Raw genomic sequence first — 25,873 nt, 5'->3', positions numbered from 1 at the left:
CTCGACTTGCATGTGTTAAGCACGCCGCCAGCGTTCGTCCTGAGCCAGGATCAAACTCTCCAACAAAAACCTGAAGGAAAATCATCCCAGCAACAAAAAATGTTGCCAAAGAAACCCCAAACCAACCAGAAAAACTGGCCAGCCCGAGAAAAAAACTTGGCACTGGCTTATCAAGCACCCTGTTGAGTTCTCAAAGAACAACCACACACCATCCCCGGCCTCGCCTAGCGAAACCGTGTCCGGGGCAACCGCTCCAAACTATCCGAACCGCGCTCCGAGGTCAACCCGACGAATCAGGCTGATTCTTAGCTCGTCCGGGCCCACGCCATCGCGCGCCTTACGGCGATCGCGACTGTCGTGGAGAACCGCAGACCGGCCGATCGCCACTGAAGGCAACCCGCCCGGCTCCTGCCGGCTCCAGAACCTTACCCGGTCGGCTTCGCGATCGCAACTCCATCTCATGGAGCCGTACCGCACCGCCCGGTCTCAGCCTCGCGACGACTCATCGTCCCGCTGCTGGCGCCCGTTCTCGGCCGGTTTGCCCCGGCCTCCCGCGTGCAGAGAGAAAGTTACGCGGACGCCCCGGATAAGGCAAATCAACGACGGTCAATCGATGGTGAACCGACCTGCCCTCACGCCGCCGCAGGCTCAGGAACGGCCGCCAGGTTGGCGGGTGTCTTCGCGCCGACGACCACGAGGGGTGCAGACGTGCCAGAGTGTCTGGCATGGATGACGTGTCCCGGCCCGTGAGCCCGGTCCTCGCCGAGGACGCGCTGCTCGGCCTCCTCCTGCCATTCTGGCAGGTGATCATCGGGGCCTTCGTGCTCTTCGCCGTTCTGGTCTCGATCGGCCGCCTGGTCCGACGCGGTCCGTCCCGGATGAGCACGGCTCTCCTGATCACCGCCGCCGCCATCGCCGGCTTCGCGCTGATCGGCGTGCTGCTGCAGGGTTAGGGCCAGAGCCGGCGGTTGGCCAGACTCGGCAACTCGGCACGGATCCGCTCCAGACAGGCCAGGTCGATGTCGGTCACCGCGAGCCCGGGGCCGTCGGGCACCTGGGACAACACCGTCCCCCACGGATCGATCACCATGCTCCGCCCGTAACAGGTGCGACCGGGCTCGTGGTCACCCGTCTGTCCGGCCGCCGCGACGAAACACTGGTTCTCGATCGCGCGGGCCCGGAGCAGCACCTCCCAATGGTCTCGCCCGGTGTGCATCATGAAGGCCGCCGGCACCACCATGAGCTGCGCGGCCCCGGTGGTGGCCAGTTGCCGGTAAAGCTCCGGGAAGCGCAGGTCGTAGCAGATCGAGAGGCCCACCCGGAGCCCTTCCACGTCGACCACCACCGGCTGGTCACCGGGGGCGACGGTGGCGGACTCCCGATAGGAGACGCGCCCGGGGATCTCCACGTCGTACAGATGGATCTTCCGGTAACTGGCGGCGAGCGTGCCGGAACGATCGAAGACCAGCGTGGTGTTCCAGGTGCGCTCCGGGTCCGGCCCGGCCTCGTGGAAGGAGCCGGCGATCACCCAGACGCCGCGCCGGCGAGCGGCGGCAGCGAAGAACCGTCCGACCGTGCCGTCGGCGGCCTCCGGCGGTGGCATCCCGGCGCCGGGGCCCAGATAGTCGACGTACTCCGGCAGCAACACCAGGTCCGCGCCGGCCTCGGCGGCGCGGTCGATCAGAGCCCCCGCGGCGGAGAGATTCGCCTCTCGGTCGTCGCGGGAGTTCAGCTGGCAGACGGCGACACGCATGGCTGCCAGCGTACGGGCGGACGCGCCCCGGCCGCAGCGTGCGGCTCGGGGCCTGCGTCGGTCAGGCCGACTTCTCCTCGCGCTCACGCCGGGCACGACGGCCGGTGAACTCGCGCGGGACGATCGTCGGGTTGACGTTCTCCAGCACCGCCTCGCGGCTGATGAGCACCCGGGCGGCGTCGGGGTTGCTGGGCACCTCGTACATCACGGAGAGCAGGACCTCCTCCATGATGGCGCGCAGACCGCGCGCCCCGGTGCCACGCAGCATGGCCTGGTCGGCGATGGCTTCGAGGGCCGGCCGTTCGAACTCCAGCTCGACGCCGTCCAGCTCGAACAGGCGCTGGTACTGCCGTACCAGAGCGTTGCGCGGCTCGGTGAGGATCCTGACCAGCGCGGTGCGGTCCAGGCTGCGGACGCTGGTGATCACCGGCAGCCGGCCGATGAACTCCGGGATCAGCCCGAACTTGAGCATGTCCTCCGGCATCACCTGGCTGAAGATGTCATCGGTGGAGCGCTCGGAGACGGCTCGGAGACGGGCGCCGAAGCCCGTGCCGCCGTGCCCCGTACGCGCTTCGATGATCTGATCCAGGCCGGCGAACGCCCCACCACAGATGAACAGCACGTTGGTGGTGTCGATCTGGATGAACTCCTGATGCGGGTGCTTGCGGCCGCCCTGCGGGGGCACGTTCGCGACGGTCCCCTCGAGCATCTTCAACAGCGCCTGCTGGACGCCCTCACCCGAGACGTCGCGGGTGATCGACGGATTCTCCGACTTGCGGGCGATCTTGTCGACCTCGTCGATGTAGATGATGCCGGTCTCAGCCCGCTTGATGTCGTAGTCCGCGGCTTGGATCAGCTTGAGGAGGATGTTCTCCACGTCCTCACCGACATAGCCGGCCTCGGTGAGGGCGGTGGCGTCGGCGATCGCGAAGGGCACGTTCAGCATCCGGGCCAGGGTCTGCGCCAGGTGGGTCTTGCCGCAGCCGGTCGGCCCCAGCAGGAGGATGTTCGACTTGGCCAGCTCGACCCCGTCGTTACCGGAACCCGGCGCACCGGCCGCCTCGGCCTGGATCCGCTTGTAGTGGTTGTAGACCGCGACGGCGAGCGCCTTCTTGGCCTGCTCCTGCCCCACGACATAGTTGTCGAGGAACTGGCAGATCTCCATCGGCTTGGGAAGCTCTTCCCACTTCACCTCGCCGGACTCGGCCAGCTCCTCTTCGATGATCTCGTTGCAGAGATCGATGCACTCGTCGCAGATGTAGACCCCGGGGCCCGCGATGAGCTTCTTGACCTGCTTCTGCGACTTGCCGCAGAAGGAGCACTTCAGTAGGTCGCCGCCGTCACCGATCCGTGCCACCTACGTTCTCCCTGCACTCATCGGCCGGAGCCCCGGCCACGACCTGCGGACGCTGACGCTCCGCCCGTCTTTCTGCCACCCCGCCGGTCGCCCGGCTGAGCGGTACGGACCCGACGTTACCCGCTGCCGGAGGTTTCTCCGACCCCCAAAACGGGTGTGTCAGAGGTCGGCCGACGACAAGCCCGACCGACCTCTGACCCCGGTCACGGTCAGCTCGCGGCGTTGGCCGCCAGCAGACCCTTCTTACGACTGGTGAGGATCGTGTCGACCAGCCCGTACTCGCGGGCCTCCTCCGCCGTCATGATCTTGTCACGGTCGATGTCCTTGCGGACCAGTTCGACCGCACGGTTGCAGTGCCGGGAGAGCATCTCCTCCAGCTGCGTGCGCATCCGCAGGATCTCCCGGGCCTGGATCTCGATGTCCGAGCCCTGCCCGTAGCCGCCCTCGGTGGCCGGCTGGTGGATGATGATGCGCGAGTTCGGCAGGGCCATCCGCTTACCCGGAGTGCCTGCCGCGAGCAGCACCGCGGCGGCCGAGGCGGCCTGACCGAGACAGACCGTCATGATGTCCGGTCGGACGTACTGCATGGTGTCGTAGATCGCCGTCATCGCGGTGAACGAGCCGCCGGGCGAGTTGATGTACATGATGATGTCCCGGTCGGGGTCCGTCCCCTCCAGCGTGAGCAGCTGGGCCATCACGTCGTTCGCCGACGCGTCGTCCACCTGGACGCCGAGGAAGATGATCCGGTCCTCGAAGAGCTTGTTGTACGGGTTGGACTCCTTGACCCCGTACGACGTGCGCTCGACGAACGACGGCAGGACATAGCGGTTGTGCACGGCCCCGAACTGGGGCGGCAGGCTCAGGTCGGTCATCGTCTGCTCCTCGATCAGCTCAGGGTCCCGGCGCCCTCGGGAACCTGCGCGGCTCCCGTGATCACCTTGTCGATGAAGCCGTAGTCAACGGCCTCCTGGGCGGTGAACCAGCGGTCCCGGTCCGAGTCCGCCTCGATCTGCGCCGGCTGCTGACCGGTGTGGTAGGCGACGCGCTCCTGGAACATGCGCTTGGTGTACAGCATCTGCTCGGCCTGGATCGCGATGTCGGCGGCGGTGCCGCCCATCCCGCCGGAGGGCTGGTGCATCATGATGCGGGCGTGCGGGAGGGCGTAACGCTTGCCCTTCGTGCCCGCGCAGAGCAGCAGCTGGCCCATGGACGCGGCCATGCCCATCGCCACGGTCGACACGTCGTTGTCGATGAACTGCATGGTGTCGTAGATGGCCATGCCGGAGTAGACCGAGCCACCCGGCGAGTTGATCCAGAGGTTGATGTCGCGGTCCGGGTCCTCCGCGGCGAGCAGCAGCAGCTGCGCGCAGATGCGGTTGGCGACCTGGTCGGTCACCTCGCTGCCCAGGAAGACGATCCGTTCCTTGAGCAACCGGTTGTAGACCGAGTCGTCGAGGTTGCCAATGGTGTCACCGCCACGGGCGTCGATCGCCCGGAGCGGCTTCGCTGGGATGTGCATGTCGGTCATGGCAGCCCTTCGCTCTCCGTACCGTCGTGTCCGACACTAACCGCTGGGCCGGTCGGCAGAGTCCCGGTCCGGGCACTGTTCGCTCTCAGCGCAGCATGCCGGAGGCGTACCCGGAAAGGGATCGGGCCACCACCCACCGCGACCGGCGGACGGTGGCCCCACCCGGCGATCAGTGCTCGTGCGAGTGCTCCTGCTCGCTCGCCTCACGCAGCGCGTCCATGGTGACGACGTTGCCGGCCGAGTCCTTGATCGTGATGCGCTCCATCACCGCGGCCAGGGCCTTGCCCCGCCGGACGTCACCGTAGACCGCGCCGGCCGTGCCGGAGCGCACCAGCTGGTCGTAGTACTGCTGGGGTGCCATGCCGGCGCGCTGGGCGCGGTGGACGATCTCGTGACCGAACTCGTCGTCGGAGACCTGCACGTCCTCGGCGTCGGCGAGGGTGTCGAGCAGCAGCTGCACCTTGACGCCCTGGGTGGCGGCGTCGGTCAGCTCGGCGTCGATCTGCTCCTCGGTCTTCTCCTCGGCGGCGAGGTAGTCCTCCATGGAGGCGCCGATGCGCTCGAGCTGGTCCACCATCGCCTGCTTGCGACTCTCCACCTCGTCGCGAATGACGCCCTCCGGCGCCGGCACCTCGGCGGCCTCGACGATCTGCTCGAGGGCCTTGTCGCGAGCGGCGTAGATCTGCTCGACCCGCTTGCCCCGGGTGACCCGCTCGCGCAGGTCGGCCCGCAGTTCCTCGATGGTGTCGAACTCGCTGGCGAGCTGTGCGAACTCGTCGTTCAGCTCAGGCAGCTCCTTCTCCTTGACCGTCCGCACGGTCACCACCACGTCGGCGTCGCGACCGGCGAAGTCGCCGCCCACGAGCTGGGTGGTGAAGGTGGTGTCCTCGCCGGCGGAAAGGCCTACGACCGCCTCGTCCAGGCCCGGCAGAAGCTGCTTGCTGCCCACCTCGTGCGAGATGTTGCTGGCCGAGCCGCCCGGCACCTCCTCGCCGTCGACGGTCGCCCGCAGGTCGATCTGCACGTAGTCGCCCTCGGCGGCGGCGCGCTCGACGGTCTTCAGCGTGGCGAAGCGCTCACGCAGGCTGTTCACCTGCTCGTCGATCTCGGTGTCGCCGACCTGCAACTCGTCGACGGTGACCTCGATGCTCGCCAGGTCCGGCACGGTGATCTCCGGCCGGACGTCGACCTCGGCGGTGAAGTTCAGCGAGTCACCGTCGTTGAACTCGGTGATGTCGACCTCGGGACGGCCAAGCGTCTTCAGGTCGTGCTCACGGACCGCGGCGAGGATGTTCTGCGGGATCGCCTCCTGCACCGCCTCGTTGAGCACGGTGCCCCGGCCCACCCGCTGGTCGATGATCGCCGGCGGCACCTTGCCCCGACGGAAGCCGGGAATCTGGATCTGCTGACCGATCTCCCGGTACGCCTTCTTGAGGCTCGGCTCGAGCTCGACGAACGGCACCTCGATGGCGAGCCGCACGCGCGTCGGGCTCAGAGTCTCGACGGTGCTCTTCACAGGCGTACTCCTTGACGGATCTCGGTTGATTCTGGGCGCACTTTCGGCCCATCGAGTGTAGGCGAGCCGACACGACGGACCAGCAGCGCCCGGGACCGGCAGCGGGCCTGACCCGCGCGCCGGTCGTCCGGGTGCCGCCCTCCGGTGCTTGCGGCAGTCGGGGTGGCGGGATTTGAACCCACGGCCCCTCGCTCCCAAAGCGAGTGCGCTACCAAGCTGCGCCACACCCCGTGGCGACGAGCAGTCTATGCCGTCCCGCCGACAACAGGATGCCGGGGCGTCACCCAACGCGCCGAACGAGGACGAACCGGGCACCCCTTCCCCGGGCGTCGGGCGTCGGGCGTCGGGCGTCGGGCGTCGGGCGTCGGGCGTCGGGCGTCGGGCGTCGGGCGTCGGGCGTCGGGCGCAGTTTTCGGGATGTTGCGGTGTCCTGGGCGGCCGGTGGCTACAACATCCGGGATGTTGCGGTGTCCGGGGCGGCGGATGGCCACAACATCCCGGATGTTGGGTGGATCGATGACGGTGCGGCAGCGGGATACGGCCGCGCGGACGTCGACGGCATTGGGTAGGCTGTCGCTCGCGTCCGGTTCTGCCGGGCGTACGCGGGCGTAGCTCAATGGCAGAGCTTCAGTCTTCCAAACTGACGGTGCGGGTTCGATTCCCGTCGCCCGCTCCACAGCACGCGCCAGCCGTGGGCCACATCCCGCGAAAGGCTTGTCGAACAGCTTGGGTGCTGTTCAGACGCGGCCGCGCACGAGGGGCAGGAATACCTCGTCGACGATCTCGATCAGCACCTCGTCGGGTACCGAGGGGATGCCGCGCATCGCGTACTCGGCTCTCAGCAGCATCATCGGTGTGGTCGCGACGCGTGGGTGGGCGGCCTTCGGTGGCGCCTCGCCGCGTGCGACCGCGCGTTCGAGCAGGGTCAACCAGGTGCGGTCCATGACGTCCGCGCCTGATCGTTCGCGCATGAGGTCGAGCAGCGCCGGGTCATCGGCCGCCGCAGCCAACAGGCTACGGAGGACGGTTCCGTGCGGCGAGGACCACGTCTCGTTCGCCCGCCGCAGCATCTCGAGCGCGTCGCCCCGCAGAGTGCCCGTGTCGGGGTTCGGCATCGCTGCGTCGGAGAGGTGGCGGTACGCCGCGACGCCCAGCGCCGCCCGGTGTGGCCACCGCCGGTAGATGGCGTTCTTGTTGGTCCCGGCCCGGGCAGCGACCCGGTCCATGGTCATCCCCGCGTAGCCGGACCTGCTGAGTTCCTCGGCGGCCGCGTGCAGGATGGCCCGTTCCAGCTCCGCGCCCCGCCGTCTCGTGCCCACACCTTGCAGGCTACTGACCATCCCCTTAAGGTACGTCGCGTACCCTATAGCGAGGAGGACCCGGGTGCGCGTCTTCGGCATGAACTACGACACCGGCTTCGTGAGCGCCGATTCAACGACCCACGAGCCGTTCCGTCCCGAGACCGTGCGGCGCGACCTGCGCGTCATCCGTGAGGAGTTGCACTGCGACGCGGTGCGCCTCACCGGCGGCGTCCAGGATCGGCTGGAGCTGGCCGCGCGATTAGCCGCCGAGGCGGGGCTAGAGGTGTGGTACTGCCCGTTCACCAACGGCCTCGACCGCGACGGTCTCCTGGCGTTCGTGCTCGACGGCGCGGAACGGGCCGAACGGCTGCGGCGCAGCGGAGCCGCGGTCGTCTACCTCACCGGCTCCGAGATCTCCATGTTCACCGACGGCTTCCTACCCGGCCGTGACCTGGCAGAGCGCATGGCGCTACTCACCGATCCGCTGCGGATGCGGGAGGCAGTCCCGGCCGCACGCGCCGCGGTACGCGACTTTCTCGCCGAAGTGGTACCCGGGGTACGGGAGCGGTTCGGCGGCTCCGTCGGTTACGCCTCGATCCCACTGGAGGATGTCGACTGGGCGCCGTTCGACATCATCGCCAGTGACGCCGGCTACCGCGACGCGACCAACGCCGCAGCGTTCCCACAGACCCTGGCGGCGGCGGTGGGCCAGGGCAAGCCGTACGCCGCGACGGAGTTCGGCTGCTGCACATTCCGCGGCGCGGCCGACGTCGCGGGTGCGGTCGAGCCGGTGACGTACGACGAGCAGGGTCGCGCCGCGAAACTCACCACCGAACTGGTCCGTGACGAGGAGGGCCAGGCCCGTTACATCCTGGACCTGCTGCGCGACTACGAGCGTGGTGGCGTGGAGGCTGCGTTCGTGTACACGTTCGCAAACCGACACCTACCCACCACCGGCGACCCGCAGCACGACTACGACCTGGCCTCGCGGGGAATCGTACGGGTGCTACCGGACGGCTCGTGGACGCCGAAGGCGGCGTTCCACGCTCTGGCCGAATACGGCCGCACCCGCACGCAGACCAACGCTCACTGACCGTCCGGTCAGAGCCGCGATCAGCGCGATCAGGTGCCGCCCTGGGGGTACAACTGTCACGCTTGATTTCGTGACTGGAGTGGCCATGTCCGGTGAACCGGAGCCGGGTCTGCAGCCGGAGTTTCTGCGGCCCGGCCATGAGCGGGGTGATTCGGTCGTGGTGACGGTCGATGGGCAGGACTTTCGCGTACAGGCGCGGGCCGGGGCGCCCGGCACGTACGACTTCGACTGGCTCAGCGGGCCGCACGAGTACGGCTTCGCGCTCTCCAGGTCTGCCGGCCCGGTGATGAGCCGGGGTGAGATGGAGGCGGCGATCCGTGACTTCCTGGCCGGGATCGACCCCGACACCGGCTACCTGGCGGAGTGACGGGCGTCCGCGAAGACACCGGCGGCGGCAGAGCTGGCACCGTCACCGCAGCATCACCGGTGGCCGAGCCGGCGCTGCAACCAGGTGACGATCAGTTCGTCGAAGCCGGGGGCGCGTGCGGTGCCCCCGAGGATCCGGATGTTGTGGTCGGCCCCGGGGAACACCACGATCTCGTGGTCGTCGTGGCCCGCCTCGCCGAGGATGGCGGCGACGGCCCGTGCGCTCTCCCCCACCGGTACGAGCAGGTCGTCGGCTCCGAAGACGGCCAGCATCGGGCAGGTCAGTGTCCTGAGCGCGGCAGCCGGATCGTGGTCCGCGATGCCGGCGAGGAAGGCGATCGACCGGGGTGTCGTGCCGGCGAGCAGCGGATACCAGGCGGCGTTCTCCCAGCGCGCCTGTGCGGCGTGGACGCGTACGGGATCCTCGCCGGAGCGCACCCGGCGGACCTGGTCACGGAGCAGCGTCAGCGCCTGCTCGACCTCCGCGTCGGTGAAGCCCTCGGCGGGAAGCTGGTGGCGGAGGCGGTGCTCCTCCTGGGCCAGCACACCCACGCCCGGGCCCGAGACGCAGACCACCGCCGCCAAGGTGTCGCTCCGGGCGGCCGCCAGCTGCGCCACCCAGCCACCCTGGCTATGGCCGATCAGGGCGACCGCGTCGGCTCGTACGTCCGGCAGTTGGCTCAGGGTGCGTACCGCTGCCAGGGTCTCCCCGCACCGGTCGGTGAGGGTCTGTCTGGTCCAGTCACCGGTCGAGGCGCCCGAACCCGGCTTGTCGTAGGCGAAGCTGGCGAACCCGGCGGCGGCCAGGCGGGTCGGCCACGCGCCGAGGTCACGCCCGCCGGGCCCGGAACCCTCCACGAAGACCACCGCCGGATACGGACCGAGCCAGGGCGGCCGGACCAGGTCCCCGACCAGTTGGTCGCCGTCGTGCCGGAAGGACAGTTCCGTCGACACCGGCGCGAACAACACGTCGTCACGATATCCGTGCGGTCGGGGTTCAGCGCGTCGCGTGTTCCGCACGGGCCGGTGCGCCCACGTCGTGCAGGTGTCGCAGGGCCTGTCGGTAGGAGGCGAGGAGACCGGTCTGTTCGTAGGCGACGCCGATCTCGGCGCAGTACGCCTGCACGATCGGTTGGGCCCGGCGCAGGTTGGGTGTCGGCATGCCGGGGAAGAGATGGTGCTCGATCTGGTAGTTGAGACCGCCGAGCGCCACGTCGGTCAGCCAGTTGCCGCGCACGTTGCGGGAGGTCAGTACCTGCTTGCGCAGGAAGTCCTCGTCGCCGGTCGGGTGCGGCATGCCCTTGTGGTTGGGGGCGAACGTCATGCCCAGGTAGACGCCGAACAGGGCCTGGTGCAGCAGCAGGAAGGTGAGGGCCTGCGGCGGCGTGAGAACGACCAGCAACGCTGCGAGGTATCCGACGGCGTGCACCATCAGCAGGGCGCTCTCGACGCCGCGCCGCCGCACCGTACCGTCGCGCAGGGCCTTGACGCTGGACACCTTGAGGCTGATGGCGAGCAACGTGAGCAGCGGGAAGAACAGGGCGGCCTGGTTCCTGGTGATGAAGCCCTTCAGTCCGCGTCGGCCGACGGCCGACTCCGCGGCCCAGACGAGCACCTCCGGGGCCACGTCCGGGTCGAGGTCGTCGTGGTTGGGGTTGTTGTGGTGCCGGGTGTGCTTGTCCATCCACCACCCGTAGCTCATCCCGACGCCGAGGTTGCCGGCGAGCAGGCCGGCGATTTCACTCGGGCGTCTGGTGCGGAAGACCTGACGGTGCGCAAGGTCGTGCGCCACGAGTGCGACCTGGGCGAACGTGACGGCGAGGAACACGGCCGTGATCAGCTGCCACCAGGAGGAGCCGATCACGAGGAACGCCGTCCAGCCGCCGAGATACATGAGCGCGACGACGCCCAGCCGGGCGACGTAGTAGGCGGGCCGGCGCCGCATGAGTCCCGCCGCGGTGATCCGGCGAGACAGCGCGGCGAAGTCACTGCCGGTCGTCGTGGTAGTCATGGCTTCAGCAGACCGGGCCACGACCCAGGTCGTCAGGAGCGCTATCCCCTCCGGCGCAGGGGTGCTGGCACCACCGACGGACGGCGGAAAGCCGCGCACAATATGGCCGTGGACGTGGCCGGAGTTGGTGTGCGGGTGCCCCCGTGGGTACGGCGTGGAGTGCGCTCGGTGCTGGCCGGCGTTGCCGCGATCGGTCTGGCGCTCACGAACTTCCCGCTGCTCGTGCTGTCGTTGGTCGCGCTGGCGCTGGTCCCGGTGCCCTTCCTCGGCATGGCGCTGGTGCCCTGGACGGCGAAGCTGGTGCGCAAGCGGACCGATCTTGAGCGGCGGCTCGCCGCTCAGGAGGGCGTCCCGGTGGCACGTCCGTACCATCCGCCTCCGGAGCGGGCGATCCCCGGCGGATGGCGACGCTTCCGGTGGACCGTCACCGACCCGGCCACCTGGCGTGACCTCGCCTGGCTGGTGCCGGGCGCGATCGTCGGAATCGTCCTCGGCACGATCGCGGTGGCCGTACCGCTGTACGGGCTGGCGGGTCTGACGCTCACGCCGTTGTGGATCTGGTTGGGGACCGACTGGTACGGCTACGGCACCGTCTGGTCCATCGACACGTTCGGCGAGGGCCTGCTGTGTGTACCGCAGGGTGCCGTCATCCTGGCCGGCGGTCTGTGGCTGGCGCCGTGGCTGCGGCGCGTCAACGCGTCCTTCGCCCGGCTCCTCCTCGCGCCGACCAGAGCCGCCGAGCTTCGGCTACGCGTCACCCAGCTGACCGTCACGCGCGCCGACACGATGGACGCTCAGGCCGCCGAGCTGCGGCGCATCGAGCGGGACCTGCACGACGGCATCCAGGCGCGGCTCGTGTCGCTGGGCATGATGATCGGGCTCGCCGACGAGCTGATCGACCGGAACCCGGCCGGTGCCCACGAGATGCTGGCCGAAGCGCGGGAGGCGAGTGGAACGGCCCTGGTCGAGCTGCGGCATCTCGTGCGCGGCATTCACCCACCCGTGCTGGCCGAGCGTGGACTGGAGGGCGCGGTGCGGGCGCTGGCGCTCAGCCTTCCCGTGCCCATCACGGTCGACGTCGATCTTCCGGGCCGGCTCGACACACCCGTCGAGTCGGCGGCGTACTTCGCCGTGGCGGAGACCTTGACGAACATGGTCCGGCACAGTCGTGCCGGGCAGGCGTGGGTCTCGCTGCGCCACGCCGAGGGGCGGTTGGCGATGGTGGTGACCGACGACGGGACGGGAGGCGCCGACCCCACCGCCGGTACCGGTCTGCAAGGTATCGAACGTCGCCTCGCCGCCTTCGATGGCACGATGGCGTTGTCGAGCCCACCGGGCGGACCCACCGTCGTCACCATGGAGTTGCCGTGCGCGTTGTCATCGCCGAAGACCACGCACTCCTTCGCGACGGACTGACCCGGCTGCTGCGGGCCTTCGACTTCGACGTCGTCGCCTCCGTCGACAACGGCCCGGCCCTGCTGCCTGCCCTGGTCACCCACCGGCCGCAGGTGGCGGTGATCGACGTACGACTGCCTCCGACCTTCACCGACGAGGGCCTGCAGGCCGCGATCGCGGCCCGCACCCAGATTCCCGGGCTGCCGATCCTCGTGCTCTCCCAGCACGTCGAGCCCTTGTACGCCCGGGAACTGCTCGCCACCCCGCAGGGCGGCGTGGGCTACCTGCTCAAGGACCGCGTCGCCAACGTCGGCGAGTTCGTCGACGCGGTGCGCCGGGTGGCCGCCGGCGGCAGCGCCATGGACCCGGAGGTGATCTCACAGCTCCTCGCCCGCCGGGAACCGCTGGCGGTCCTCACCGCGCGCGAACGGGAGGTGCTCGGCGAGATGGCCGAGGGGCGCTCCAACGCCGCCATCGCCACCAAGCTGCGCATCACCGAGAAGGCGGTGAGCAAGCACATCAACAACATCCTCACCAAGCTGGACATGCCGCCGTCGGAGGACGACAACCGGCGGGTCCTCGCCGTGCTGGCGTACCTCAACGCCTGACGCGGAGCCGGCACGTACCGGCTCACGGGTCGGTGCGCGGCGAGTCCGCGGTGGCCGGCATCGGCGCGAGTCGGCGCAGTGCCCGGAAGGCCAGCACGGCAAGGGGTACGCCGACGGCCAGGACGGCGACGAGCTGCACCGCGGCGGTCGCCGCGAGTGCGGTGCGCTGCGTCTGGTCGGCGAAGTCGGGCAGGGTCACGGTACGCAGGGCGAGTGCGGTCACGGCGAGCAGGACGAGCGCCAGCGACCAGGGCAGCGTACGGGCCGGCGGGCGGGACGCCCTCCCGACCAGATGCACCGCCATCGCGACGACGACCAGCACACAGCACAGGCCGGGCCAGTCCAGCAGCAGCGACGCCGGCATGGCCGCCTGGATGGCGAACAGCGGCACCGGTACCGCCAGGATGCCGATCGGCAGGGCCAGGAGCCAGGGACGACGCGCCACCGGTGGGGCGTCGCGGTGGAAGGCCGCCATCGCGACCAGCAGGAGCAGTTCGACCAGCAGCATCGCCCAGGGCGACACGGTCAGCGGTCCGGGGCCGGTGGCCTGGTCGACGGCGATGGTGATGGCCTGCGGCACGATGGCGATCGCGGCGACGGCCTGGGCCACGCGCCGGCGCCCGAGGACCAGGGCGACGAAGGCCGGCAGCCAGGCGTAGCCGGCGAGGTTCCAGGTGGCCTGCCAACTGCTGCTGGGCGGGACGAGGACCCATTCGGACGCGGGTGCGGGCAACCAGCTCAGGCGACCGGAGAGCCAGAGCGTGAAGGCGAGTCCGGCGGTGGCCATGACCGCCTGGGTGAGCACTCCCGCCAGGACGGCCAGGCGGACCGCCTGCCCCCAGGCGTACGGGCGCGGTGGCGCGTCGGCCCCGCCGATCCGCAACCGGACGGCGAGGGACAGCACGCTGGCCGTCTCCGACAGGCTCGGGCGGCCGTGATCCGCGAGGTACTCATCGGTCTCGGCGTCGCCGGTCTGCATGGTCTCCAGGAAAGCGGCGACCATGTCCTCCTCCCACTGCCGTCGGTAGTCGGCGGGCAGCAGGCGCAGCACTCGGCGATAGCGCTCCTCCAGCCGGCTCATGCGGACGTCCCTTCGGCCGGGTTCGGGTGGTGCCGTAGCCGGGTCGAGGCGAGCCGGGCGTTGGCGGCCAGCCGTCGGGCCTCCGCGTCGAGGGCCTGGCGCCCACGTTCGGTCAGCCGGTAGTACCGGCGCAGCCGGCCCTGCCAGGCCTCCTCACGGTCCAGTTCGATCAGGCCGCCGCCGGCGAGTCGGTCCAGCGCTCCGTAGAGCGAGCCGATCTTCAGCTGCACGCGGCCCTGCGACAGGTCCGTCACGTCGGCGACGATGCCGTACCCGTGGCGCGGGCCGTCGAGCAGCGCGGTGAGAACGAAGAAGGTGGGTTCGGTCATCGCCCCGGGACTCATCAGCCCAATATAATGCCAGACAAGATATCTTGGCCACCCTGTTGTGGAGCGGCCACCGGCGGAGCCGGCCCAGGCATGGTGGCGTGGCGCCGGGGTATGGACGGCCGTGACCTTCTCGATCGTCGCCCGGTGCGGGCGTACCGGACAGTTGGGGGTGGCGGCGCTCACCGCCAAGCCGGGTGTCGGCAAGCTGGTGGCCCACGTACATCCCGACGGTGCCGTGGCCACCCAGGCAATACTCAATCCGTTCGTGGCCTACGACGGCCTGCCGCTGCTCGGCGAGGGTCGTACGCCCGAGGACGTGGTGACCGAACTGCTCGACCGGGACCCGGGTCGGGAGGTACGGCAGGTCGGGATGGTGGACCGCGAAGGTCGGGCGTACGCCTTCACGGGCGCCCGCACGCTGGACTGGTCGGGCCACCGCATCGGCTCGGGCTACGCCGTGCAGGGCAACCGGCTGGTGGGTGCCGAGCCGCTCGACGAGATCGTGCGGGCGTACGAGGGCAGCGATGATCTCGACCTGGCCGAGCGGCTGCTGCTCGCGATCGAACTCGGCGAGGACGCCGGCGGCGACCGGCACGGGGCCCGGTCGGCGACCGTCACGGTCATCGGCGAGCAGCCGTACCCGCTGTGGGACCTGCGGGTCGACGACCACGACCATCCGGCCAAGGAACTGCGCCGGCTCTACGACGTCTTCCATGAGGAGATGACCACCACCGTGCGGCAGATGCCCACCCGGGACGACCCGATGGGCGAGGCCGCCCGCAGGGCGCTCGGCTGACGGGTGAGGCCGTCACCCCGACGATCAGCGTGCCCCGCGGACGGCGGGGATGAATCGCGTCGGGCGGGGTAAGCAGGCCGCCGTCCTGGTGGAGTGACGACCTCGGTCGCGGTGCCACGCGACCGCCTCCCGGGCGGGCCGGCCGACGGGCCGGCCCGCCCGGTGACCGGGCACTCAGGTGGTCAGCCAGTTCCAGGCATCCATGATCCACTGGGTCTGTTGCAGGTATGCGACGCCCAGGCCGGTGAGGAACACCGCCGTGACCAGGTGCGCACCCCGTGCGGTGCGCCGTATCCGGCCCAACTGCCGCTCCAGCACCACCCGGCCGAGCAGCCGGGCCAGGGTGAACAGACCCGCCGCCACCAGCAGGCTCAGCACGAAGATCACGATCGGCCCGACGAGGTCGCCGCCACCCGAGATCGCCCAGATGCCCCAGCAGACGAACGCGAACAGCGCCCCTGCGGCGCTCCACTCGCCCCCTCGCTTCAGGCGTGCCACGTGCCAGCTCAACGGCTGGCGCGGCGCAGGCTCGCCCGGCCAGCCCGTCCCCGTCGGCTCGTGCTCCACCGCCGGAAACGACTCGGTACGCGGTGCCCGGGGGCCGACCTGGGCCACTCCACGGCGGTACGGGTCGCGCTGTGGCGGTACCCCGGTACCGGGCTGTGGCGGCACCTCGACGGTCCGCTCCGCCCACGGCTGCGTCTGCTCGGCCATGTCGTCCCCTCCCCTTCACCGGCGGCGACCCCGGACACCGCTGGAGACTTCGAGGGTAGCCACCCCGCAAATCGGTCGCCGTACCCGCACCGATCGGCTAGACACGAGCGGTGACCACCTCCACCCCGCCCATCGAGACCGCCAGCGCCGACGATTTCGACGAGATGAACCAGTTCCTCGGTTCCCTGTTCCACCAGGCGGTCGACGCCGAAGCCCGGGAAGTCGAACGTCCGATCTTCGAACCGGACCGCGCGCTGCTGCTACGTGACGGACCGGACCTGGTGGCCACCGCCACGGCCTTCACCCGGAAGCTGGGCGTACCCGGCGGGGACCTGGCCGCCGCCCACGTGAGCATGGTCGGAGTCGCGCCCACCCATCGTCGCCGCGGCCTGCTCACCGCGATGATGCAGCGGCAGCTACGGCAGATCCATGATGAGCGCCGGGAACCGGTCGCGGTGCTCTGGGCCAGCGAGGGCCGGATCTATCCGCGTTTCGGCTACGGCCTGGCCGCGCAGCGATTCCACGTCTCCGGCGAGATCACCGAACTGCGGCTACCGGCACCGACCCCGGACGAGGGCCGGCTGCGAGTGGACCGCCCGGCCGACCGCCAGGCCGACCTGGCCCGGGTGTACGACCGGGCCCGGGCCGACCGTCCCGGCTGGTCTGCGCGCGACGACCGATGGTGGCGGTACGTGCTGGTCGACCCGGAGGCACACCGCGGCGGCGCCACCGAGCGGCGGGTGGTGCTGCATGAGGGACCCGACGGAATCGACGGCTACGGACTGTTCCGCACCAAGGCCGAATGGGACGACGCCGGCCCGAACAGCCTCACCACGGTCGACGAGGTGGTGGCGACCAGTCCGGCCGGGTACCGGGCGATCTGGCGGATGCTGCTCTCGCTCGACCTGACCCGACGGATGCACTGGATGCGCGCGGCGGTGGACGAGCCACTGCTGCGGCTGCTGAACGAGCCGCGCCGGCTCAACTTCCGGCTGGTCGACGCCCTGTGGATCCGGGTGGTCGACGTGCCGGCCGCGCTCGCCGCCCGGCGCTACGCCACCGACGTCGACGTCGTCATCGAGGTGACCGACGACCTGCTGCCGGAGAACACCGGCCGGTGGCGACTCCAGGGCGGCCCGGCCGGGGCGAGCTGCACCCCGACGGACGGCCGGGCCGATCTGGCCTGCGACGTACGCTGCCTCGGCGAACTCTTCCTCGGCGGCGCGACACCGGTGGCCCTGGCCGACGCCGGCCGGCTCCACGAGCTTCGCCCCGGCACCCTCGCCACCGCCAGCCCAGCCTTCACCTGGCACCGTGCCCCCTCCGCCATGGAGATCTTCTGAACCCAAACCCTCCGCGATCTTGCACTTTCGGTCGCCGCTCTGTCCCCTTGCTCCCCTTCTGTTCCCGACGAAAAGTGCAAGATCGGCGGGGGAAGGGTGGGTGAGGGCGGGTGCGGGCGGGGGTACGGTCGGGGGGTGGCGGATGGCGGGGAACGGCGACGGCGACGGCACCGGCACCACGGCGGTCAAGGTGGTCAGGGCGGTCCGGGTGGCGGGGCCGACGGTGGTGCGGCGGCCAGCACGGCCGGGGTGCACGACGGGGGTGAGACGCCGCGCGGGCGGCGTAACGGTGCTCCCGAGGAGGGTGAGCGCGGGCTGCGCGGGCTGGTCGGCTCGGGCTCGTCGCAGGTGAGCGTGACCGCGGCGATGCGGGCCCGCGACGCCGCCCGGCCCACCGACGAGGACCTCGTCGCGGCGGCACACCGGGTCGTCATCGTCCGCCGGAACTGGACCCCCCGCGACGAACTGCCCCGCCGCTGACCCGGATCCGGTCCGGGGCCGGGTGACCAGCTCGCGGGCCACCCGACCCCGGATGATGTCTGATCGTCAGGGAATCGGCGGTCAGGGCAGGTCGGGCAACTGCCGGGTGCGCTCGTACTCGGCAACCTGGGCGATGCGGCGGGCGTGCCGCTCGCTGCCGGAGAAGGCGGCGGTCAGGAACGCCTCGACTATCGCGGTGGCCTCGTCGAGGGTGTGCTGGCGGGCGCCGACGGCGACCACGTTGGCGTCGTTGTGCTGCCGGCCCAGCTGGGCGGTCTCGACGTTCCACGCCAGCGCCGCGCGCACCCCCGCGACCTTGTTCGAGGCGATCTGCTCGCCGTTGCCGGAGCCGCCGATGACCACACCGAGGCTGCCCGGGTCGGCCACCACGCGGGTGCCCGTGTGCAGGCAGAAGGCCGGGTAGTCATCCTCCGGGTCGTAGGCGTGCGGGCCGATGTCGACCACCTCGTATCCCTGCTTGGCGAGGTGGTTGGCCAGGTGCACCTTCAGCTCGAAACCGGCGTGATCGGATCCCAGGTAGACGCGCATACCGGCAGTCTGTCAGGCCCGTCCCACCGGACGCCGCGGGGGCGGGGCCGGGTGGGACGGGCCGGACGGGTCACGACCGGTCGGGCAGTTCGGCGACGACCAGGCCGCCGCGCGCCTTCGGGGTGAACCAGGTGCTCTTGCGCGGCATCTTCTCCCGGGCCAGGTTCACCGCGACGAAGTCGTCCACGGTCACCGGCGCGATGAGGACGGCCAGCTCGGCTCGGCCGGCCGCGACCTCACCGGTCAGCCAGCTGGCCGGATAGTCACCGCCGACGTAGGTGATCCGCTTGTCGCCCGGATCCAGGCCCAGGGCGTCACGCAGCAGCAACCGCTCGACCAGGGCGTGATCGAGATTCTCCAGCCGGCTGGCGTCGGTGTGCGGCAGGGTCACCGCGTACGCCCGGCCGGGAAGCTGGAGCACGACGGTGCCGCCGGTGGCCGGGACCTCCACCGGGCCGTCGACCGCGGTGATCCGCGCGCCGCCGGCGGTCAGTCGCTCCAGCAGCTCCTCCGGAGTGGTGGTCAGCTCGCTGACCAGCCGGTTGTACGGCTGGATGCTCACCGAGGCCGGCGTCGTGACGACCGCGAGGAACCGGGACATGCCGCCGATCTGCGCGGCCAGGCTGCGGTGGTTGCCGTCGGCGACCACCAGCTCGCCACCGCCCGCCAGGGCGGTCAGCTCGTCCTGCTGCCGGCCGGGACCCACCAGCCAGATGGCGTGCGTACGCCCGGCCTGGTCGGTGTCGGTGGCGGCCGGCGCCCCGGCCGCGTCGGTGGCCGCCGCGAGCGCGGCGTGCAGCTCCTCGCCCCGCCCGGTCTGCAACAGCAGCACCGGCGAGAGCAGGTGGCCCAGCGCCTCGGCCAGCGCGACCCGCTCCCGCACCTTGTTGATGAAGACGTCCTCGTTACGGATGACCAGGCCGGGCTCGTCGGCCCGGGTGGAGATCTGGTCGGTGTCGACCATGGCGAACAACCCGTAGGCGGGCTCCTCCCCCGCCGCGCTGATCCGGTACAGCACCACCACCTGCTCGGCCGGGGTGTAGCTGCCGTCGGCCTTCGCCTCCGCGAGCCGGCTCACCGCGTCCGGCAGGGCGTCGAGGAAGGACCTGCCGAGGCTCTCCGGGGCCTTGTGCGGCATCTCGATGCCGAGGGCGCTGTGCGGATTCGCCTCGATGATCGCGGTGATCTCCGCGTCGTCGGCGAACTCGTCGTAGTTCTGGGCGCCGGTACCACCGGTGGTGATCCAGGCTCGGTTGATCGGGTGCACGACCGTCATGACCGTTGACGCTACCGGCGTCTCACCCGGCACCACCGCCGGACCCGCCTTCGCCCACCAGATGAAAGCAAGGGCCCCTTCTTAACGCCTCGTGCATAGCAAGGGCCCCTTCTTAACGCTCCGGCTCAACCGGTCGTCGATGGCGGCCCACGGGGGCTGGTAGCGCCGTGGCACGGCGTACCGGCACCGGGCGTGGACGCTGGTTTCGGATCTCCAGCCCTGGAGGGGTCAACCGCGACGTGGCGGGGACCGAAGCGACCCCCACCGCACGGCTCCGGCCCGAGTTCGGCGAACGATCCTGCCGGGGAGCCGACCAGTTGCCCGACCGCCCGTTCCGGGGTATCGGCGAGTTCCAGGTGACCGCCGATCGGGGCGTTCCCCCGCCGACACCCTCCTCCCGACTCCAGCGATCGTCGACCGGGGCACGATGCTTGGCCATCAGGCGCCTCCACGAGCGGTGGGCTGCGGCCAGCGGACACGGAGCGGCCAGCCGGATCTCTGCGGACATCCGGTCAACGAATCCGTTCGGGCACGAGTGACGCGTCCGGTCAGCCGCGCTGCCGCCCGGGCCGGCGGCGATGGTGGTGCTGTTAAGAAGGGGCCCCTGCTCTACACGAGGCGTTAGAAAGGGGCCCTTCCTTACACCTCAGTCGAAGATGGGGTCGAGGTCGCGGCTGCGCTTGAGTTCGAAGAAGCCGGGAGTACCGGCTACCAGCAGGACACCGTCCCAGAGACGACCGGCCGCCTCGCCCTTCGGCGCCGGGGTGACCACCGGCCCGAAGAAGGCGACCTGCCGGCCGTCGGGGCCGGGAGCGTGGATGACCGGGGTACCCACATCGGTGCCGACCGGTCGCATGCCAGCCTCGTGGCTGGCCCGCAACGGCGCATCGAGGTCGCGGTCCCCGGCCACCTCGGCCAGCGCCGGGTCGAGTCCGGCGTCGGTCAGGGCGGCGGCGTACAGTTCCGGGCCGAGTGGCTCCTTGCCGAGGTGGATCCGGGTGCCCAGGGCCGTGTAGAGGGCGCGCACGGCGTCGGAGCCGTGCCGCTGCTGCACGGCGACGCAGACGCGCACCGGCCCCCATCCGGAGCGCATGAGCTCCTGGTAGTCCGCGGAGAGTTCCCGGCCCTCGTTGAGCACCGACAGGCTCATCACGTGGAAGCGGACGTCGACGGGGCGGACCCGCTCCACCTCCAGCAGCCACCTGGAGGTCAGCCACGCCCACGGGCAGATCGGGTCGAACCACATGTCGACGTTGACGCGTTCGTTCACGACAAGTTCCCTTCACGTACGTTGCCGCCGCCTCGACGGCGTACCTCCGATCTTTGCTCCGCCGTCATCCATCCGCGCGAGGATCGACCCGTGACCTCGCCCACCACCGCCTGCCCGTACATGGAAGACTCAGGCCGGACCGGCCGTCACGAGCGGTCGACGGACGATTCGACCGTGCCGTGCGGCGAGAGTGGGATGGAGACGAACAGTGCCGGGAGTGCGCAACCTGACACAGGTCGAGGCAACCGAGCGGGCCCGCCTGCTCGACGTGACCGGGTACGACATCAGTCTGGACCTGTCCAGCGCCGTTCACGCCGCCGGCGGTCGTACCTTCCGGTCGACCACCGAGGTGCGCTTCAGCTGCGCCGAGCCGGGGGCCAGCACGTTCATCGAGGTGGCGGCCGACTCGGTACGCTCCGCCACGCTCAACGACGCCCCGGTCGACCTGACCGACTTCTCGGCCGAGAAGGGGCTCACGCTGACCGGGCTGGCCAGCGAGAACACGCTGGTCGTGGAGGCGGACTTCGCCTACTCCTCCTCCGGTCAGGGGCTGCACCGCACCGTCGACCCGGTCGACGGTGAGACCTACCTCTACAGCCAGTTCGAGACGGCCGACGCACAGCGGGTGTTCGCCTGCTTCGACCAGCCGGACCTGAAGAGCGTCTACACCTGGCACGCCACCGTTCCGGAGCACTGGAGGGTGGTCTCCAACATGCCGGTGGAGCGCGAGGAGGCGGCGGGCGAGGGCCACAAGACCGTCCACTTCGCCACCTCCGCCCGGATGAGCACCTACATCACGGCGCTGTGCGCCGGGCCGTACCACGAGGTCAGGTACACCCACGACGGCATCGACCTGGGCTACTTCTGCCGGGCGAGCATGGCCCCCTACCTGGACGCCGAAGACCTGAACCTGGTCACCACGCAGGGTTTCGACTTCTTCCAGGAGCAGTTCGGGGTGCGGTACCCGCTGCCCAAGTACGACCAGCTGTGGGTGCCGGACTTCAACGCTGGCGCGATGGAGAACTTCGGCTGCGTGACCCACGCCGAGTCGCACTACCTGTTCCGCTCGCAGGTCACCGACTTCGAGTACGAGCAGCGGGCCAACACCGTCCTGCACGAGCTGGCCCACATGTGGTTCGGCAACCTGGTCACCATGCGCTGGTGGAACGACCTGTGGCTGAACGAGTCGTTCGCCGAGTGGGCGAGCCACTGGTGCAACACGCACGCCACCCGGTTCACCGAGGCGTGGACGACCTTCCTGTCCATCCGCAAGAACTGGGGCTACCGGCAGGACCAGCTCTCCTCCACTCACCCGGTCTACTGCGAGATGCCCGACCTGGAGGCGGTCGAGGTCAACTTCGACGGCATCACCTACGCCAAGGGCGCGAGCGTGCTCAAGCAGCTGGTCGCGTACGTGGGTGAGGAGCCGTTCCTGGCCGGTCTGCGGGCCTACTTCGCCCGGCACGCCTGGGGCAACGCCACCTTCGACGACCTGCTGTCCGAGCTGGAGGCCGCCTCCGGCCGCAAGTTGACCACCTTCGCCTCCCAGTGGCTGGAGACCGCTCAGGTCAACACGTTGCGCCCGGAGTTGACCGTCGGTGCGGACGGCACGTACGAGCGGGTCCTGGTACACCAGGAGGCCCCGGAGGGTCACCCGACCCTGCGTACGCACCGGATCGGAGTGGGGCTCTACGACCTCAGCGACGGCCGGCTGGTGCGCCGCGAGCGGTACGAGATCGACGTCGACGGCGAGCGGACCGAGCTCACCCAGCTCGCCGGCGTGCCCGCGGCCGACGTGCTGCTGCTCAACGACGACGACCTCACCTACGCCAAGCTGCGACTGGACGAGCGGTCGATGGCGACGGTGGTGCAGCACATCGCCGGCTTCGAGTCGTCGCTGGCGCGGGCGCTGTGCTGGGCCGCCGCGTGGGACATGACCCGCGACGCCGAGCTGGCGACCCGCGACTACGTGGCCCTGGTGCTGGCCGGACTGCCGGCGGAGCGGGACATCAACCTGGTCACCGCCACGCTCCGCCAGGTCAGCACCGCGATCACCTTCTACGCCGATCCGGCCTGGGCGCCGACCGGCTGGGCCGAGCTGGCCCGTACCGCGAAGACCGCGCTCGCCGCCGCCGAGCCGGGCAGCGGCTTCCAGCTGGCCTGGGCCCGGGCGTACGTCTCCGCGGCCCGCTCCGGCGAGGACCTGGCGGTGCTGCGCGGCTGGCTGGAGGGTACGCAGGTGACCCCCGGCCTGACCATCGACACCGAGCTGCGATGGAGCGTCCTCCAGGCGCTGGTGGCCAACGGAGTGGCCGGGGCAGCGGAGATCGACGCCGAGCTGGCCCGGGACAAGACGTCCAGCGGTGAGCGGGAGGCCGCGTACGCGCACGCCCTGGTGCCGACCGAGGAGAACAAGGCGGCCGTCTGGGCCCAGTTGACCGGCCCCGAGGCGCTGCCGAACTGGCGACACCGGGCGCTGCTGCAGGGCTTCAGCCACCCGACGCAGGTGGAGCTGGTCACGCCGTACCGGGATCGGTACTTCGCCACGGTCGGGCAGGTCTGGGCGACCCGGGACAGCGAGCCGGCGCAGGAGTTCGCCATGCTCATGTACCCGGCGTACCTGGTGGAGGACGACACCGTCGAGGCCACCGACGCCTGGCTGGCGCAGGAGGGAAGCCCGGGGCCGTTGCGGCGGCTGGTCGCCGAGGGTCGCGACGGCGTGGTCCGTGCGCTCGCCGCTCGGGCCCGCGACGCCCGGACGGCCTGACGACAGATCGACCGGCCCGGGAGCGTCGTGGAACGCGATGCTCCCGGGCCGCATGAGCCTGGTCACGCAAGAGCCCGGCCGCGCGCGACGCGGGCCGGGCTCTTTGTCGTACTGGGTTGGCTCAGCCCTTGCCGGCGTAGCGGGAGAGCTGGTCGAGACCCTGGATGATGCCGCCGGCGAGGTCGCCGCCGCCGAACGCGGCCACCATCGACAGGGCCGCGATCTTGGCGTACGTGTCCGGGACCCGCTTGCGGGCGTACCGGCCGGTGACGATCTCCAGCTGCCGCTGGTTGGGTGACACCGCGATCAGCACCGACCGGTCAGGCTCGGCGAGCTGCCGGTGCAGCCGCTCGGCATGTTCCCGGATCGGCTCGTCGAGGCCGCCGACGAAGACGGAGAAGACCAGTCCGGTCGTCTTGTCGGCCAGGCGCAGCGCCTCGTCGATGCGCAGCAGCTGGCGGGTCGAGAACGGCCCGTCGAGCACGTCGGGCGGGGTTTCCGTCCCGGCACCGTGCTGCTTCTCACCAACGGTCACTTGCGCCTCCGGTTCCACCGGTCGGCGCCTCGACGCCGGCCTGTTCCTGCGTGCGGCTGGTCAGCGCGGGCGCCTGTGCCCCCACCGACAGCGAGGTGCCGGCGGAGTCGGCCAGCTCCTCCGGGCGGCCCAGGAACCACACCGGCGTGAAGCTGAACGGCCGGCCCGGCCGGTAACGCTTGGCACCGCCGCCACCACCCCGGCTGCCCGCGTAGACGAGGCCGGCGATCACCAGCACGATGGCTGCCGGGATGCCGACGAAGACCAGCAACGTGTCGGTTACAGACAATCCCAACGCCCCCAGGCGGAAAGAGAGACCTTCGACCGGGTCGGGTGGCGGATCACCGCGGTGACCTCCCGACTCCGCTGTCATTCACGTTAGCGGAGCCGACGCTCCGCCAGACTGCGGGGTGCCGATCCCACCCGCCACTGGAGGCCTCCAGTTGCGCAGCGGTCGCGATCAGCCTCGCGTCGTCGCCGTACTGCCCGGTGAGCAGCGCCCCGACCGGCAGTCCCTCGTCGGTCACCCCGACCGGCAACGAGACGGACGGCTGGCCCGTGACGTTGAAGACCGCGCAGTACGGGGAGAACCGGCGTTGCCGGTCGAAGTCCTCCTGCGGGGTACGCCCCTGGCTGAACCAGCCGACCGGTGCCTGCGGGGCCGCCAGGGTGGGACAGAGGAGCAGATCACAGCCGGCGGTACGGCTGGCGCCGAGGCGTACCTGGGCCTGTAGTTCACCGAGGGTCGCGGTGAGCGTGCCGACGGAGATCCCGGCCCCCTGCGTCCGGAGGAAGCGGGTCAGCGGCAGCAGCTCGGCTTCCCGTTGCGGCGGCACCGGAGCCAGCGCGAGGACGTACCAGATGATCTCGAACAACGGCCAGACCTGCGGACCGAGTGGCGCCGGCACCTCGACGACCTCGTGCCCGGCGGCGGCGAGCAGCGCGGCGGCCCGGTCCACCGCGGCGACGCAGTCCGGGTGGACCGGTTCGTCGGCGAGCATCGGGGCGATGAACCGGCCGACGCGTAACCGCCCGGGCTCGGCCGCGCGGGCGGCGGCCAGGAAGCCGCCCGGCGGCGGTGGGGGCGGCAGGTACGGCTCGCCGGGCACCGGCTCGGCCAGCACGTCCAGCAGCGCGGCCACGTCGGTGACGGTCCGGCCGAGCGGGCCGTTGGTCGGCAGGCCGAAGGCGCCGAAGCCGAGCGGACCGCCGGAGACCAGGCCACGGCTGGGCTTGTAGCCGATCAGGCCGCACAGCGACGCCGGGATCCGCAGGGAACCACCGCCGTCGGAGCCCTGCGCCACGGGCACCAGGCCCGCTGCCACGGCCGCGGCCGCGCCGCCACTGGACCCACCGGCGGTGTACGACAGCTCCCACGGGTTGCGCGCCGGTGGTGCCACCAGGGTCTCCGAGTAGAGCGAGCAACCCAGCTCGGAGGTGGTGGTCTTACCGAGGCTGACCAGGCCGGCGGCCCGGATGAAGCGCACCACGTCGGCGTCGAGGGGTGGTACGAAGTCGGCGAAGACGGCCGAGCCGAAGGTGGTGCGGACGCCGGCCGTCAGCGTCAGGTCCTTGATCGCGGTCGGTACACCGTGCAGTGGGCCACGCCGTTCGACCGGCGTCGCGTCGGCGACCCGCGCGGCCTGACGGGCCAGGTCCTCGGTGACGGTGACGAAGGCACCGACCGTGTCGCCGAGCGCGTCGATCCGCCGCAGGTGATGGTCGACGAGGTCCAGGCTGGACAGCTCGCCACGGGCGATGGCGGCGGCCTGTTCCAACGCGGTGAGGTCGTGCGGCTCGGCCAT

At 70.6% G+C, this 25,873-nt stretch carries 26 protein-coding genes, 2 tRNA genes and 1 rRNA gene; 10 read left to right on the top strand and 19 right to left on the bottom strand.

All coding sequences use genetic code 11. The annotated features are described in order from the left end of the window. Nucleotides 1-66, bottom strand: a 16S ribosomal RNA gene (locus SM447_RS28780); the annotation flags it as partial. Nucleotides 67-725: 659 nt separating this feature from the next. Between SM447_RS28780 and SM447_RS28775 the strand changes: the two genes are divergently transcribed. Continuing rightward, a complete protein-coding gene (locus SM447_RS28775) occupies nucleotides 726-953 on the top strand; it encodes a hypothetical protein (protein WP_474576014.1) in 228 nt (75 codons plus the stop codon). Here the strand turns inward: SM447_RS28775 and SM447_RS28770 are convergent. From SM447_RS28770 to SM447_RS28745, 6 genes are all read right to left on the bottom strand, one after another. Further along, nucleotides 950-1,753, bottom strand: coding sequence for a carbon-nitrogen hydrolase family protein (locus SM447_RS28770; protein ID WP_474576013.1), 804 nt, complete (start codon nucleotides 1,751-1,753; stop codon nucleotides 950-952). The two genes, SM447_RS28775 and SM447_RS28770, sit on opposite strands and share 4 nt — an antisense overlap. Nucleotides 1,754-1,814: 61 nt before the next feature. Next, complete coding sequence (gene clpX, locus SM447_RS28765) at nucleotides 1,815-3,110, bottom strand: ATP-dependent Clp protease ATP-binding subunit ClpX (protein ID WP_474576012.1); 1,296 nt, start codon at nucleotides 3,108-3,110, stop codon at nucleotides 1,815-1,817. Between the two features lie 209 nt (nucleotides 3,111-3,319). Continuing rightward, nucleotides 3,320-3,982, bottom strand: a complete 663-nt coding sequence (locus SM447_RS28760) for an ATP-dependent Clp protease proteolytic subunit (RefSeq protein ID WP_474576011.1) — start codon at nucleotides 3,980-3,982, stop codon at nucleotides 3,320-3,322. Nucleotides 3,983-3,996: 14 nt separating this feature from the next. Further along, nucleotides 3,997-4,638 carry a ClpP family protease gene (locus tag SM447_RS28755; protein WP_093411495.1) on the bottom strand — a complete coding sequence of 214 codons (642 nt, stop codon included), beginning with the start codon at nucleotides 4,636-4,638 and terminating at the stop codon, nucleotides 3,997-3,999. A 169-nt stretch (nucleotides 4,639-4,807) separates the two neighbouring features. Continuing rightward, nucleotides 4,808-6,154, bottom strand: a complete 1,347-nt coding sequence (gene tig, locus SM447_RS28750) for a trigger factor (RefSeq protein WP_474576010.1) — start codon at nucleotides 6,152-6,154, stop codon at nucleotides 4,808-4,810. 157 nt (nucleotides 6,155-6,311) lie between these two features. Beyond that, nucleotides 6,312-6,385 (bottom strand) — tRNA-Pro (locus SM447_RS28745). 371 nt (nucleotides 6,386-6,756) lie between these two features. On the opposite strand from SM447_RS28745, the gene SM447_RS28740 reads away from it, so the two are divergent. Further along, nucleotides 6,757-6,830 (top strand) — tRNA-Gly (locus SM447_RS28740). A 61-nt stretch (nucleotides 6,831-6,891) separates the two neighbouring features. Here SM447_RS28740 and SM447_RS28735 read toward each other — a convergent pair. Beyond that, entirely contained in the window at nucleotides 6,892-7,473 is a 582-nt protein-coding gene (locus SM447_RS28735; RefSeq protein ID WP_474576009.1) for a TetR/AcrR family transcriptional regulator, read from the bottom strand. A gap of 64 nt (nucleotides 7,474-7,537) precedes the next feature. On the opposite strand from SM447_RS28735, the gene SM447_RS28730 reads away from it, so the two are divergent. Further along, nucleotides 7,538-8,548: a hypothetical protein gene (locus SM447_RS28730; RefSeq protein WP_474576008.1), complete on the top strand. Its 1,011-nt coding sequence runs from the start codon at nucleotides 7,538-7,540 to the stop codon at nucleotides 8,546-8,548. A 70-nt stretch (nucleotides 8,549-8,618) separates the two neighbouring features. Continuing rightward, complete coding sequence (locus tag SM447_RS28725; protein ID WP_474576007.1) at nucleotides 8,619-8,915, top strand: hypothetical protein; 297 nt, start codon at nucleotides 8,619-8,621, stop codon at nucleotides 8,913-8,915. 53 nt (nucleotides 8,916-8,968) lie between these two features. Here SM447_RS28725 and SM447_RS28720 read toward each other — a convergent pair whose 3' ends face one another. Together SM447_RS28720 and SM447_RS28715 are read right to left on the bottom strand one after the other, a co-directional pair. Continuing rightward, nucleotides 8,969-9,883 (bottom strand): alpha/beta hydrolase family protein, encoded by a 915-nt coding sequence (locus tag SM447_RS28720; protein ID WP_474576006.1) that lies wholly within the window; start codon nucleotides 9,881-9,883, stop codon nucleotides 8,969-8,971. 28 nt (nucleotides 9,884-9,911) lie between these two features. Further along, complete coding sequence (locus tag SM447_RS28715; protein WP_474576005.1) at nucleotides 9,912-10,925, bottom strand: fatty acid desaturase family protein; 1,014 nt, start codon at nucleotides 10,923-10,925, stop codon at nucleotides 9,912-9,914. Between the two features lie 108 nt (nucleotides 10,926-11,033). Here SM447_RS28715 and SM447_RS28710 point away from each other — a divergent pair, with 108 nt between their 5' ends. Beyond that, entirely contained in the window at nucleotides 11,034-12,341 is a 1,308-nt protein-coding gene (locus SM447_RS28710) for a sensor histidine kinase (protein ID WP_474576004.1), read from the top strand. Then, on the top strand, nucleotides 12,293-12,928 hold the full coding sequence (locus tag SM447_RS28705) for a LuxR C-terminal-related transcriptional regulator (protein WP_474576003.1): 636 nt from the start codon (nucleotides 12,293-12,295) through the stop codon (nucleotides 12,926-12,928). Before SM447_RS28710 ends, SM447_RS28705 begins: the two co-directional genes overlap by 49 nt. Nucleotides 12,929-12,950: 22 nt before the next feature. Here SM447_RS28705 and SM447_RS28700 read toward each other — a convergent pair whose 3' ends face one another. Both SM447_RS28700 and SM447_RS28695 read right to left on the bottom strand, forming a co-directional pair. Next, nucleotides 12,951-14,009, bottom strand: coding sequence for a hypothetical protein (locus SM447_RS28700; protein WP_474576002.1), 1,059 nt, complete (start codon nucleotides 14,007-14,009; stop codon nucleotides 12,951-12,953). Then, nucleotides 14,006-14,338 carry a PadR family transcriptional regulator gene (locus SM447_RS28695; RefSeq protein ID WP_474576017.1) on the bottom strand — a complete coding sequence of 111 codons (333 nt, stop codon included), beginning with the start codon at nucleotides 14,336-14,338 and terminating at the stop codon, nucleotides 14,006-14,008. The genes SM447_RS28700 and SM447_RS28695 overlap by 4 nt, the downstream gene beginning before the upstream one ends. A gap of 121 nt (nucleotides 14,339-14,459) precedes the next feature. On the opposite strand from SM447_RS28695, the gene SM447_RS28690 reads away from it, so the two are divergent. After that, nucleotides 14,460-15,134, top strand: a complete 675-nt coding sequence (locus SM447_RS28690) for a DUF1028 domain-containing protein (protein WP_474576001.1) — start codon at nucleotides 14,460-14,462, stop codon at nucleotides 15,132-15,134. Nucleotides 15,135-15,308: 174 nt separating this feature from the next. On the opposite strand, the gene SM447_RS28685 is transcribed toward SM447_RS28690, so the two are convergent. Next, nucleotides 15,309-15,848: a hypothetical protein gene (locus tag SM447_RS28685; RefSeq protein WP_474576000.1), complete on the bottom strand. Its 540-nt coding sequence runs from the start codon at nucleotides 15,846-15,848 to the stop codon at nucleotides 15,309-15,311. Nucleotides 15,849-15,958: 110 nt separating this feature from the next. Here SM447_RS28685 and SM447_RS28680 point away from each other — a divergent pair, with 110 nt between their 5' ends. Next, nucleotides 15,959-17,191 (top strand): GNAT family N-acetyltransferase, encoded by a 1,233-nt coding sequence (locus SM447_RS28680; protein WP_474575999.1) that lies wholly within the window; start codon nucleotides 15,959-15,961, stop codon nucleotides 17,189-17,191. A gap of 135 nt (nucleotides 17,192-17,326) precedes the next feature. Beyond that, on the top strand, nucleotides 17,327-17,671 hold the full coding sequence (locus SM447_RS28675; RefSeq protein WP_474575998.1) for a hypothetical protein: 345 nt from the start codon (nucleotides 17,327-17,329) through the stop codon (nucleotides 17,669-17,671). Between the two features lie 81 nt (nucleotides 17,672-17,752). Here the strand turns inward: SM447_RS28675 and SM447_RS28670 are convergent, their stop codons facing one another. The 3 genes from SM447_RS28670 to SM447_RS28660 all read right to left on the bottom strand — a co-directional run bounded on the left by SM447_RS28670 (nucleotide 17,753) and on the right by SM447_RS28660 (nucleotide 20,766). Then, nucleotides 17,753-18,220, bottom strand: coding sequence for a ribose-5-phosphate isomerase (locus tag SM447_RS28670; protein WP_474575997.1), 468 nt, complete (start codon nucleotides 18,218-18,220; stop codon nucleotides 17,753-17,755). Nucleotides 18,221-18,290: 70 nt separating this feature from the next. Next, on the bottom strand, nucleotides 18,291-19,496 hold the full coding sequence (locus tag SM447_RS28665) for a DUF1015 family protein (RefSeq protein WP_474575996.1): 1,206 nt from the start codon (nucleotides 19,494-19,496) through the stop codon (nucleotides 18,291-18,293). A 646-nt stretch (nucleotides 19,497-20,142) separates the two neighbouring features. Beyond that, nucleotides 20,143-20,766 carry a mycothiol-dependent nitroreductase Rv2466c family protein gene (locus SM447_RS28660; protein WP_474575995.1) on the bottom strand — a complete coding sequence of 208 codons (624 nt, stop codon included), beginning with the start codon at nucleotides 20,764-20,766 and terminating at the stop codon, nucleotides 20,143-20,145. 217 nt (nucleotides 20,767-20,983) lie between these two features. Here SM447_RS28660 and pepN point away from each other — a divergent pair, with 217 nt between their 5' ends. Further along, nucleotides 20,984-23,533, top strand: coding sequence for an aminopeptidase N (pepN, locus tag SM447_RS28655; protein WP_474575994.1), 2,550 nt, complete (start codon nucleotides 20,984-20,986; stop codon nucleotides 23,531-23,533). A 121-nt stretch (nucleotides 23,534-23,654) separates the two neighbouring features. Here pepN and SM447_RS28650 read toward each other — a convergent pair whose 3' ends face one another. Genes SM447_RS28650 through SM447_RS28640 form a run of 3 tightly spaced genes read right to left on the bottom strand, consistent with a single transcriptional unit; the run spans nucleotide 23,655 to nucleotide 25,873 of the window. Continuing rightward, nucleotides 23,655-24,068, bottom strand: a complete 414-nt coding sequence (locus tag SM447_RS28650; RefSeq protein ID WP_474575993.1) for a DUF5130 family protein — start codon at nucleotides 24,066-24,068, stop codon at nucleotides 23,655-23,657. Next, nucleotides 24,055-24,357 carry an aa3-type cytochrome oxidase subunit CtaJ gene (ctaJ, locus tag SM447_RS28645; RefSeq protein ID WP_474575992.1) on the bottom strand — a complete coding sequence of 101 codons (303 nt, stop codon included), beginning with the start codon at nucleotides 24,355-24,357 and terminating at the stop codon, nucleotides 24,055-24,057. Before ctaJ ends, SM447_RS28650 begins: the two co-directional genes overlap by 14 nt. A gap of 52 nt (nucleotides 24,358-24,409) precedes the next feature. Next, nucleotides 24,410-25,873 (bottom strand): amidase, encoded by a 1,464-nt coding sequence (locus SM447_RS28640; protein WP_474575991.1) that lies wholly within the window; start codon nucleotides 25,871-25,873, stop codon nucleotides 24,410-24,412.

This window comes from Micromonospora aridisoli, assembly GCF_056150025.1.
This window is presented reverse-complemented; position numbering and strand designations above follow the sequence as displayed.